Here is a 12149-nt window from a genome sequence, read left to right on the forward strand (position 1 = left end):
TTAAAAGCGCAAGAAGAATAAAACTGGCTCATGAAAAAATTTCATCCACCATTTTTATTCGGCCGATTAAATAGCGCAAAATACTTACTGAACTGCCCTTAAATGGATTCATGAATATTTTAGGGTACACATCATCAATCTCATGTATTCCCTACGATGCCCATCTTGGCTCGACTCGCTTTTAACGATGCAAAGCCTGTTCCAGAAATAAGGTCTGCTCTTTTGATATTTCTTAACTGGTATATATAGCAAATTTGTGTTCTAACACTTCTTTAGGAAATGGTTTTCCCAATAAAAAGCCCTGAAATTGCTGGCAGCCTAAACGGTTGAGAATTTCCAGTTGTTCTTCAGTTTCAATGCCTTCAGCCGTAATAGTTAAACCCAAATTTCGAGTGAGCTGAATCAAGCTGGCTAAAATCAACTCGTCTTTTGAACCACGATGTAAGTCTTTAATAAAAGCTCGATCAATCTTCAATTCATTGACTGGCAAATCTTTCAAATATAAGAAACTTGAGTGACCTGTACCAAAGTCATCAATGGAGAGTTTTACACCTAACTTACGGATTTTCTGAAAAATCTCGATACTTGAGTCAATATGATGCATGGCAGTGCTTTCAGTAATTTCGATAATCAAATGGTTTGTATCAATCTGATATTCTTCAATATACTGCTTTAAAGTTTGTATCAGTGATTTATGTTCAACTTGAACTGCCGACAAGTTAATCGAAATTGGATAAAAGTTTTGCTCTTGTTGTTCCCACAATTGAATTTGTTTACAGGCTTGTTCCATGACCCAATACCCCAAAGGGATGATTAATCCTGTTTTTTCTGCCAAGGGGATAAACATATTTGGACCAAGCAGTCCCATTTTAGGATGCTGCCAGCGAATTAATGCTTCAACACCACAAATTTTACGGTATTTATTAAATTTCGGCTGATAAAATAAAACAAACTGATCTTCTTCAATAGCCTTAAAGAGATCATTAATCAGTTTGGATTGATGGCGTTCTTCATATTGTTCAATATTATAACTAAAGACACTATAAGTATTACGTCCCTGCTCTTTAGATGCCAGCATCGCAATATCTGCATGCATTAATAATTCTTGCAGCTGCTCACCATGTTCAGGATACATTGCGATACCAATACTTGCGGTAATATTAATATTACGCCCTGAAATACTAAAACCATGCTGAATATCTGACAGAATTGTCTGTGCTAATTGTTCCGCCTGAGCAACAGAAGAATGCTCGGCAATCAGCAAAAACTCATCTCCGCTAATACGTAACAATGTCTGGCGTTCTGCAATTTGATCACTGATGCGATTGGCAAATTGCACCAACAACTGATCCCCCACATGATGACCAAATGCGTCATTAATGGATTTAAAACGATCTAAGTCAATGTAGATCACCGCAATTTGCTGACGATGCAAACGGTGCTCAGCCAAAATCATTTTGACATAATCATTTAAATACAAACGGTTCGGCAGCTGGGTTAAAGTGTCATGCGTTGTTAAGTGCGTTAACTCTTTATGAACTTCTGTCAGTTGACGATTTCGTTCTTCTAACCGTAATTCTAGTAATGCCACAAAAAATGCAGCAATCAGAATTAGGCAGGCAACAATTACTATACCGAGTATCACAATATGACCAGATGTTGTTGTTTGGAGTAAATGGCTACTTTTTATATTAAAATGCGCCGCTCTTATGCCCACGTAGTGCATTGCTACAATACTAAAAGCCATCGTAAAAGCGACAGATATTTTTAAGATAAAAGCATTTTTTTGCACATTTTTTAATCTAAAAGCTAACCATAAGCTCGCTCCAGACCCAAAAATCGCAATCATGACTAAAATTCCAGTTAACAAGACATCATATTGAACTGTCTGTTTTGGAGGAATGAATGTCATCATGGTAAAATAATGGGTCAAAAAAACACCACTTCCAATACCTATAGCCCCCAAACCTAGAGCATAACGCTCAAGTTTAGGCTGCATCAGTAACCAAGTGGCGCAGAGCGCAGCGGCTAGCATACTTAAATATGACGGGAGTAACAGCCATTTATGCAGAAAAAAGCTATTTGATAATTGTATCACCCACATACCGAAAAACTGTAAAGACCACAGAACTAATGCAGAAAAAATAACATTTATTGAAATGATAGTTTTCTTATGTTGCTGATATAAGAAAAATTTAAACAATAAGCTCTGTAATGTAATCATGGCATAGCAGATCAATATTGTTACAACCATAGCGCCCATAACCAAACTGACGTCATCATTGAGTGCTGTCATTTCATATACCCAAATTTGTTTTTGTAATTGGCCTGCTTTTTTTTCAAAAGCCTATTCATAAAAACCAGAAAAAACATGATTAGATGTTAACAGAATCATTTTTAGCGCAAATTCAAAGTAGATATCACGGTTATTTCAAAATTTAATTCTTATTTAATATTAATCTGTTTTAGTTTAAAAAAATACTCCTAAGCTAGTTTATTTAAAAATTCACTTCGTTTCATATTTCCAGCAATATCAAAAACCAAATTTTTTATAAGATAAAAAATCAGCTTTTAAAAATGATCATTACATCAGACTTCATTCATAATGATTTTATTTACACACTCTTTATTTTGATTACTCGGTAAAATAAATGTATCTCAATGATGTGCAAGCGAAATAAAATCGACTTGTGAAAGAATTCGATAAATTCACCTATATTTTTTTATTATCAACTAACATACACGTTATTTTTATTTAAAGTATTAACTGACTTGTTTTTGAGTTTTTTTTAGAAAAACTAAAAATTATCTTTTATTTTGAATTTTTTTTAAATTAACTCATCATATTTGTGCAAACGCCCCGATTGTATTTATAAAAAAGCCCGGTTAATTCCCGAGCTTTTTATATTCATAATTCTTGATCAATTAATTGCCTGATTTTTGTTGCTGCAATTTTGCGTAATCAAGCAATACATTTGCTGCTTCTGTCACAAAAGCTTCTTCCTCTGGCAGCGCTGGGCGTACATTGGCTTTCAATTTAGCACGTGTTTCACTGAGTGCATCAAGCGATGCTTGATAACTACTCCAGTCTTTATACGGTTTAAGCCCTGTTTTCTGACGGCGTAGGTTCTCAGCATCCAAGGTCTGCTTTTCTAAAGTATCAAGCTCAACTTTACGTTGATTTAGATTTAAAGGCAGGCGCTTTTCATCATCAGTTTTTTTGGCAAGCGCACGACGTGCTTCCAAATAACCAAACTGAGGATCTTGATTGACACGCTGTGTTGAAAGTTTTTCCAGTTCAGGTAAATACGGCTTGATTACACCTTCACGCTTAAATGGTGCAGTCGGAATGGTATCCCATTTCAAGGCATTTTTAGCTTTACGTTCACCAAATTCATCATTCCAGATATCAACCAGTTTAATGTCTGGAATCACACCTTTGTTTTGCGTGCTACCGCCAGTAATTCGATAAAATTTACGCTGAGTCAAGGTGGCCTGACCATAAGCTAAAGAGTCTAGCTGAACTTGCGCTGTCCCTTTACCTGTGGTCGTACTGCCAATAATAATGCCACGACCATAATCCTGAATCGCAGCAGAATAAATTTCACTTGCCGAAGCCGACGCTAAGTTCACCAACACGGCCAAAGGTCCTGCATAGGTCTGTTGACCCGCATCATTGTCTTCAAAGACATTGACGTTACCATTGCCATCGCGGATTTGTACGACTGGGCCTGATTTAATCACTTGACCAATCATACGTGACACTTCCTCGAGTGAGCCACCTGGGTTATTACGCAAATCAATAATAATCCCTTCAACATTCTGTGCTGAAAGTGCTTTCAGAGCATCATTGGTATCTTTGGATACGGAACGATAGTCAGCGCCATCACGGCGGGCACGATAGTTCAGATAAAATGATGGAATTTCAATGATACCAAAAGTATGTTGCTGACCATCACGGTTAACTTTCACAACACGTGATTGTACGCCCTGATCATCTTCTTTAATCACATCACGCGACAAAGTCACTGTACGTGCCTGACTCATTGGTGAGCCTGCACCCAATAGTTTTAACGTGACATTGGTGCCCCGTTTACCACGAATCAATCCCACGATTTCCTGACTCGACCAGCCAACCACATCGACCATTTTGTCACCGCCTTGGGCAACACCAATAATACGATCGCCCGCTTTGACCTGACCAGACTTACTTGCGGGGCCACCATCTACAATAGTTTCAATTTTGGTATAGTCTTCATTGCCGCGTTCAGGGCGAATCGAGACCCCAATCCCTTCTAGCTGCAAGGTAGTTTGACGATTCAACTCCATTGCATCAATAGGTGGGAAATAATTACTGTGCGGATCGTAAGTCAGTGTCATGGAGTTCAGGATTTTATCCAAAACATCATCGCTCTTAATACGACCAATTCGTTCTAACTGGCGAGTATAACGTTTGGTTAGCGTTTGCTCAGGTGTTAAATCTTCTGAACTTAAATCCTGTCCCTGCGCCAAAGCAGGGTCTGCTTTAAGAACTTTTTGTTTCGCCAGATCTTCCTGCTTGCTAATCGTCAGATTAATTAGCTGCGACAGCAGCATTTTATGCCAGTAATCACGCTGCTCGATTTCAGTTTTAAAATACGGTGCTTTTTCGCGATCGGTGTCGATATAGTTATTTTTCTGTTCTAAGTTTTGTGGCTTTTTCAGTTCAGCCAGCATATAGCTATAAAAATCTTTTAAACGCTGACGATACTGAGCATGAATCGCATAAGGCGCGGTTAAATCACCAGCTTTGAGTGCTGCTCCCAAGGTTGCACCATATTTTTGTTTATACGATGCGACATCAGACGCCAAGAAAATCGTATGATCTGGGTCCAGGCTATCCAGATACATGCCTAAAATACGGTTGGACGTATTGGCATCCAAACGCATATTCAAATAATGTTGGCGGTCTACCAAGGTCGCAAGTTGACGTGTCACCAATTTTTGCGCTTGTGTTGGTTGCACTGACTGTACAACAGACTCTGCATTGGTCGCGGCTGTTGCCTCATTAATAACATGAGTAAAGAATAGACCACCCGTTGCGAATGCAACTGCGCAAGCGATTGTTTGAAGTTTCATATATTAATCGGACTTCCTTGGGTTTCACCAAAAATTACATAGTAATAATATTTAATTAGACTTGAATATTCAGGATATTAATCAAAGTCTTTGTACCATGTCGTGTAGTTTTATCATATTCTGTGCTGACAAAATGTAGCAAATCATTGCAAAATTCAATCTCTATTTGCAATTCACCCAGTAACGGAAGCTCTTATGATTGGCGCGTTGATGCTCGATATCGCAGGAACCACCCTGACCCCAGAAGATATTGAATTACTGAAGAACCCTCAAGTGGGCGGTTTAATCCTGTTTGCACGTAATATTGAGTCACCACAACAAGTTCGTGCCTTGACCGATCATATTCGCAATGTTCGTCCTGAGATTTTAATTGCTGTCGATCAGGAAGGTGGACGCGTTCAACGCCTGAAACAAGGTTTTACATTATTACCTGCAATGGGACGCTTTGGTGAGCTGTACCTTGAGCAACCCGAGCAAGCACTCATTTTAGCGCAAGAATGTGGCTGGCTCATGGCAACTGAAGTTTTGGCAGTAGGTATTGACTTTAGTTTTGCCCCCGTACTGGACTTAAATGACATTAGCGATGTGATTGGCGACCGCGCTTTCGCTAAAAATATGGCAGATATTGTGCCGCTTGCTCGTGCTTTTATGCAGGGTATGCACGCAGCAGGTATGGCAACCACAGGCAAGCATTTTCCTGGACATGGCTCAGTCAAAGCCGACTCGCATGTTGCTGCCGCGATTGACTCGCGCAGTTATGACGAAATTTATGCACATGACATGCAAAGCTTTATTCAACTCATGCCTGACCTCAATGCACTCATGCCTGCCCATGTGATTTACCCGAAAGTCGACGCCAATCCTGCGGGCTTTTCTCAATACTGGATTCAAACAGTGTTACGCCAACAACTTCACTTTGACGGAGTCTTGTTCTCAGATGACTTAAGTATGCAAGCTGCCTGTATTGCAGGTGGTGCAGACGCGCGCATTCAAGCAGCATTAAATGCAGGCTGCGATATGGGACTGGTTTGTAATGACCGTGCAGCAGCGATTGTCGCTCTTGAAAGCATCCAAGACTTTGCATTACCAAATCAACAACGCCTAGAACATATGCGTGGCAAGATTCCATCTCATTGTATTAGCGAACATTTGGCACTTGGTGAAAAATGGCTACAAGTGAAACACAGCATTGAAGAATTTAAAAACAGTACGACTCGTGCCTAAATTCAGTCAAAACGCCTGCATCATCAGGCGTTTTATTTTTTAAATAACACTGTTACTATCAGTGATGATTTTTTAAGTGATCTTAATATTATGCAACAGTCTATTGCGGAGTACATGCAGACCGTCGGTCAACAGGCTCGTCAAGCCTCGCAAACATTAGCGAGCGCTTCGACGAAAACCAAAAACCAAGCACTTATGGCCATCCATGATGCTTTGGTACAACAACAAGCTGAAGTTTTGGCAGCCAACCAAATTGATATGCAAAATGGTCGTGCCAATCAACTTGACAGCGCTTTACTTGACCGTCTAGAGCTTAACCCCGCACGCTTTGCAGCAATGTTACAAGGTCTAAAAGATGTCGCTCAGCTCACCGACCCGATCGGTGAGATTACAGATTTAGCCTATCGCCCTTCTGGGATTCAGATTGGTAAAATGCGCGTGCCTTTGGGCGTGGTCGGCATGATTTACGAATCTCGCCCGAACGTGACCTTAGAGGCCGCATCTTTGGCACTCAAATCAGGCAATGCCATTATTTTACGGGGTGGTTCTGAAGCACTCCAGTCCAACAAAGCCATCGCACATGCCATTCAGCTTGGTTTACAACAATCAGGTTTACCTGAAACATCGGTACAAGTCGTTGAAACTGCAGACCGCGCAGCAGTGGGTCACCTCATTACCATGACTGAATTTGTCGATGTGATCGTGCCACGTGGCGGTAAAGGGCTGATTGAACGTATTAGCCGTGAAGCGCGCATTCCTGTGATTAAGCATTTAGATGGCAACTGCCATGTTTATGTTGACTCACAAGCCGATCTCGACAAAGCACTTGCAATTGCCTTCAATGCCAAAACTCACCGTTATGGCGTGTGTAATGCCATGGAAAGCCTGCTAGTACACCAAACCGTTGCCGAGCAGTTCTTACCTGCGATTGCCGCAAAATATGCTGAAAAACAAGTTGAGCTTCGCGGCTGTGAACAGACTCAGAAAATTTTGGGTCAGCAAGTGATTGCTGCAACCGAAGAAGACTGGTACACCGAATACCTCGCACCGATTCTTGCGGTGAAAGTGATTGCCAATATGGATGATGCGATTGCCCATATCAACAAATATGGTTCACATCATACCGATGCAATTGTCACCGAAAACTATACTTTGGCTCGCCAATTCCTTGCTCGGGTTGACTCAAGCTCAGTGATGATTAATGCCTCAACCCGCTTTGCCGATGGTTTTGAATATGGCTTAGGTGCAGAAATTGGCATTTCCACCGACAAAATCCATACTCGAGGTCCTGTCGGTCTAGAAGGCCTGACTTCTCAAAAATGGATTGTGCTTGGGGATGGTCAAATTCGTCAATAAATACTCGAAATAGACAGTGATAGATTCTCAAAGTGAGGAAACTTGCTTTGAGAATTAAATATTTTTAAACAAAATATTGATAATTTTTAAAAAGAATATTAATAATTTTGCAGATTTTTAATCTAAGCAATTGATAAAATTGGTTTTAATCAACAAAACCAGCATCATAATTCTAAAGTCGTATCGGCTAAAGTCTAGCTTGGACTAAAAAATAACCCATGTTAAAAATAATGTATTCGATCAGTCAGGTTCTTTCCTAGCACGGATCATGAACAGGAATATGATTTCAATTAAAATTGGGAATAATGACGTGTCTACATCTGTTTTAGTGATTAATTGCGGTTCTTCTTCCATTAAATATGCATTGGTATCAGAACGCCGTGAAGATCGTATCTACGGGCTAGCAGAGAATCTTGGCTCAGAAAATGCGCGCATCAAAGGAATTACAGCGGGTGGTCAACCTCTTGAGTTGGCTATTCCGAATGCCAACCATGAACAAGCGCTAGAAACCTTGCTAGAACGTCTTTCTCATTATAATCCACAAGCGATTGGTCACCGCGTCGTACATGGCGGTACATTGACCAAAGCACACTTATTAACACCAGAAATTATTCAACGTATTCGTGAAGCAACACCGCTTGCACCGTTACATAACCCTGCTCACTTGGTGGGGATTGAAGCAACCATGCGTCTGTTCCCTGAACTACCTCAGGTTGCCGTGTTTGATACTGCATTCCACCAAACCATGCCAGCACATGCCTATCGCTATGCTGTACCAAAATTCCTATTTACTGACCATAACGTGCGTCGATATGGTTTCCACGGTACTAGCCATGCCTATGTTTCAGAACGTGGTTCTGAACTTGCAGGCAGCCTAAAACAAGGTGGTTGGTTAACTGCACATCTAGGCAATGGTAGCTCAACCTGCGCAATCTGGAATGGTCAAAGCGTCGATACTTCTATGGGACTCACTCCACTTGAAGGTGTGGTTATGGGTACACGTAGTGGCGATGTTGACCCAAGTATTCATAGCTTCTTGGCAAGCAACCTCGGTTGGGACATTTTCAAAATTGACAAAATGCTCAACAAAGAAAGTGGCTTACTTGGTTTGTCCAACAATCTGTCAAATGACATGCGTACCTTGATTGAAGCTTCTGAACAAGGCAATGAAGATGCCACTTTAGCCATTGAAGTGTTCTGCTACCGCTTGGCAAAATCTTTAGCAGCACTAAGCTGTGGTCTACCACGTATTGATGGTTTATTCTTCACAGGTGGTATTGGTGAAAATTCAGCTTATATTCGTGAAAAAACCATGGCATATTTGCCGCACTTTGGTTTCAATCTCGACAAAGAGAAAAACAATACTCTAAAACGTGGTACTGAAGGCCGTATCGATGCAGGTGCAGGTCCTCAAATCTGGGTCATTCCAACGGATGAGGAAGGCCGTATCGCAAAAGAAACCGAGCACGTCGTAGAACAGCTTAGCCGTGAGGCAAACGCAGCGATTGCTTAATCAATAAAATTACAATCAGGTGTTTTTATGAATACCCTTCTTCTTATTCCAACCGAGGAAAGCGTGGGTTTAACCTCCGCTTGCCTCGGCATGATTTATGCACTGGACTGTAACGGCATTAAAGCAGGTTTTGTCAAACCTTTTTGTCAGGAGCAAGACCAGCACCATAACCGTACAGCCGCTTTATATGCACAGCTTTTTCAAACACAAGCCACACCGTCAATTACGCATCAGCAAATCTTAGATGCGATGAACTCAGGTGAAGTGGACGAATTACTTGAAGATGCAGTTCGATTGCACCGTGAAGTGGCAAAACAGCATAAAGTGATTATTGTCGAAGGTTTATTGGCAACAGCCGAAGATTATTTTGCCAATGAACTCAATGCACAGCTCGCCAAAGCCCTTGATGCCAAAGTCGTTTTGGTCAGCAAAGCTGATTTAAAGCAGCCACGTCAAACCGCAGAAAAAATTGAAGCAAGCCTACGTCATTTTGGTGGTGTAGAAAGCAAACGCGCTGCAGGCGTGCTATTTATGCGTACCAAAGGTTTGGCGGAAAGCGCAGCACAAATTCCTGTGGCACTCGACACTTCACTACGCCTTGAAAAAGAAATTGCCGAGTTCACCAGTCAATTACAAAAATTCAATCGTTATATTGGAACAGCAGCGCTACCTGTAGTGGGTCTAGTTCCATTTAGCAATACGCTCAGCGTGCCACGCACCCTTGATATTGCAAGCAGTATTGATGCGACATGGATCAATCAGGGAGATGCTGCTCAGCGCCGCGTTCTTCACACCAGTCTAATTGCATCAAGCATTGAACATGACCTGAATAAATTTGTCGCAGGTGAGCTGATTATTAGCGCATCGGAACGCATTGATGTAATTTTGGCAGCTAGCCTTGCTACAGAAAATGGAGTGCCGTTAGCAGGTTTAATTCTCACTGAACGCGAAGCGCCAAACGCACAGGTTTTAGAGTTTTGTAAATCAGCAACTCAACATGGCTTACCGATTTTACATACCTCACTCAATACACTAGAAACAGCGCAGCGACTTGCAACCCTGAGCAACGAAGTCCCTACAAATGACTTAGAGCGTGCAGAGCAAGTGACTCGTTTTGTTTCCAGCCATCTTGATCCAAAATGGTTGAGCCAACATAGCGAAGTGGCAACCCAGCCACGCTTATCCCCTTCGGCTTTTCGCTACGAATTGGTACAAAAATCCATTGCAGCGAAAAAACGTATTGTGCTCCCTGAAGGTGATGAACCACGCACCGTTGAAGCCGCGGTAATTTGTCAGTCACGTGGTTTGGCACACTGTATTTTGCTCGCAAAACCAGAACAGGTTTTGGAAGTGGCAAAAGCACGCAATATTGAACTGCCAAGTGATCTTGAAATTATTGACCCTGACAGTATTCGTGCGCAATATGTCGAGTCGATGGTGCAGTTGCGTAAAGGCAAACTAAATGCTGCACAAGCCGAAGAACAACTGCAAGATACCGTTGTTCTTGGCACTATGATGCTGGCACTCGATCAGGTTGATGGTTTGGTATCTGGTGCAGTACATACCACTGCCAATACCGTTCGCCCAGCTTTCCAACTGATTAAAACTGCACCTGAATATTCATTGGTTTCTTCAGTGTTCTTCATGCTGTTGCCTGACGAAGTCTATGTGTATGGTGACTGTGCGATTAACCCAGACCCAACCGCTGAACAGTTGGCTGAAATCGCCATTCAATCTGCCGATTCGGCTAAAGCCTTTGGGATTGAACCACGTATTGCCATGATCAGCTATTCTACAGGCACTTCAGGAGCAGGTGTTGAGGTTGAAAAAGTCGCTCAAGCAACTGCGATTGCTCAGCAACGTCGCCCAGACTTGTTGATTGATGGTCCATTACAGTACGATGCTGCTTCGGTTGAAAGTGTGGGGCGCTCTAAAGCACCAAATTCACAAGTTGCAGGTCGTGCCAATGTGTTTATTTTCCCAGACCTCAACACAGGTAACACCACGTATAAAGCAGTACAACGCTCTGCCAATGTCGTGAGTGTGGGTCCAATGCTGCAAGGCTTAAACAAACCAGTTAATGACTTGTCTCGTGGTGCGTTGGTCGATGATATTGTGTTTACTATTGCCCTCACTGCCATTCAGTCAGAGCAACAAGCTGAAGCCAAAGCAGCAGCAAAAGCCTCTTAATTCGCCATCAAAATCAGAAAAGCCATTCAAACATCTTGAGTGGCTTTTTTTATTGTGGCTGCTTTTGTGCCAGCCAAACGGTATGTTCCGCACATTCAGCATCATCAGCAATCATTTGAATAAGCTGAAAGCCATGCTGTTCCAATAAGGACTGATATTCTTCAGCCGCCAAACTGGCATGATAAAGGGCTTCTCCGAACAGCTCGCCAATCGCTTCACCGTCGGCAGGGCCACTGGTAAACATCAATACAGCTCCTATGTCTGCAAAACTCTCAAACTGAGCAAACATTTTGCGTTGATCAGGTTTACTGAGATGAAAAAAACTGTCCCAAGCCACAATGCCCTGAAATTTCTGTGTAGAGGCAAAAGTGCGCATGTCTGCCTGAATCCAATGCTGCGTAGGAAAATGCTTTTGAGCCATCTCAATCATGACCTCAGCGCTATCTACACCCGTGACCTCGCATCCCTGTGCAATCAAGTATGCAGCGATTGGTTTTGCTGAACCACAACCTAAATCCAAAATATGAGAAGGTACACAAAGCAACGCCAAGAAGCGGTCTAGCCATACTTTTTCATACAAATCTGTTCCGCGCAGATTGGTCCATTGCTGTCCATATTTACGATAAATCCCAATAATATTTTCAGCGAGATGTTCTTGGGTCATGCAGCTGCATTCCTATTGTTAGAGCTTCAGCTCATTTTTTATATTTTTACTCATATTCGATCTTGGATCAAAATCTCGGCAAAA

Annotated in this window: 7 protein-coding genes; 4 read left to right on the forward strand and 3 right to left on the reverse strand. The window is 41.9% G+C overall.

Annotation, left to right across the window (positions count from 1 at the left end):
* Positions 1-232: 232 nt before the first annotated feature.
* Positions 233-2296 (reverse strand): bifunctional diguanylate cyclase/phosphodiesterase, encoded by a 2064-nt coding sequence (locus tag E0H77_RS08200; RefSeq protein ID WP_131376793.1) that lies wholly within the window; start codon positions 2294-2296, stop codon positions 233-235.
* A 629-nt stretch (positions 2297-2925) separates the two neighbouring features.
* On the reverse strand, positions 2926-5118 hold the full coding sequence (locus E0H77_RS08205; protein ID WP_131376796.1) for a carboxy terminal-processing peptidase: 2193 nt from the start codon (positions 5116-5118) through the stop codon (positions 2926-2928).
* Positions 5119-5313: 195 nt separating this feature from the next.
* Between E0H77_RS08205 and nagZ the strand changes: the two genes are divergently transcribed.
* From nagZ to pta, 4 genes are all read left to right on the forward strand, one after another.
* Entirely contained in the window at positions 5314-6342 is a 1029-nt protein-coding gene (gene nagZ, locus E0H77_RS08210) for a beta-N-acetylhexosaminidase (RefSeq protein ID WP_131376798.1), read from the forward strand.
* A gap of 90 nt (positions 6343-6432) precedes the next feature.
* Entirely contained in the window at positions 6433-7698 is a 1266-nt protein-coding gene (locus E0H77_RS08215) for a glutamate-5-semialdehyde dehydrogenase (RefSeq protein WP_131376801.1), read from the forward strand.
* 310 nt (positions 7699-8008) lie between these two features.
* Positions 8009-9211, forward strand: a complete 1203-nt coding sequence (locus E0H77_RS08220; protein ID WP_131315111.1) for an acetate/propionate family kinase — start codon at positions 8009-8011, stop codon at positions 9209-9211.
* A gap of 27 nt (positions 9212-9238) precedes the next feature.
* Positions 9239-11401, forward strand: coding sequence for a phosphate acetyltransferase (gene pta / locus E0H77_RS08225; protein ID WP_131376804.1), 2163 nt, complete (start codon positions 9239-9241; stop codon positions 11399-11401).
* Between the two features lie 49 nt (positions 11402-11450).
* On the opposite strand, the gene E0H77_RS08230 is transcribed toward pta, so the two are convergent.
* The gene (locus E0H77_RS08230; RefSeq protein WP_131376807.1) at positions 11451-12065 is read right to left on the reverse strand and encodes a class I SAM-dependent methyltransferase; all 615 of its coding nucleotides are present in this window, start codon (positions 12063-12065) and stop codon (positions 11451-11453) included.
* Positions 12066-12149: the final 84 nt, after the last annotated feature.

Origin of the sequence: Acinetobacter brisouioides (assembly GCF_004331075.1) — a bacterium.
GTDB lineage: Bacteria > Pseudomonadota > Gammaproteobacteria > Pseudomonadales > Moraxellaceae > Acinetobacter.

Bases quoted from the DNA above. Each gene is read 5' to 3' on its own strand.
- E0H77_RS08215 (WP_131376801.1), top strand. From the start codon at position 6,433: ATGCAACAGTCTATTGCGGAGTACATGCAGACCGTCGGTCAACAGGCT.
- nagZ (WP_131376798.1), top strand. From the start codon at position 5,314: ATGATTGGCGCGTTGATGCTCGATATCGCAGGAACCACCCTGACCCCA.
- pta (WP_131376804.1), top strand. From the start codon at position 9,239: ATGAATACCCTTCTTCTTATTCCAACCGAGGAAAGCGTGGGTTTAACC.
- E0H77_RS08200 (WP_131376793.1), bottom strand. From the start codon at position 2,296: ATGACAGCACTCAATGATGACGTCAGTTTGGTTATGGGCGCTATGGTT.
- E0H77_RS08205 (WP_131376796.1), bottom strand. From the start codon at position 5,118: ATGAAACTTCAAACAATCGCTTGCGCAGTTGCATTCGCAACGGGTGGT.
- E0H77_RS08230 (WP_131376807.1), bottom strand. From the start codon at position 12,065: ATGACCCAAGAACATCTCGCTGAAAATATTATTGGGATTTATCGTAAA.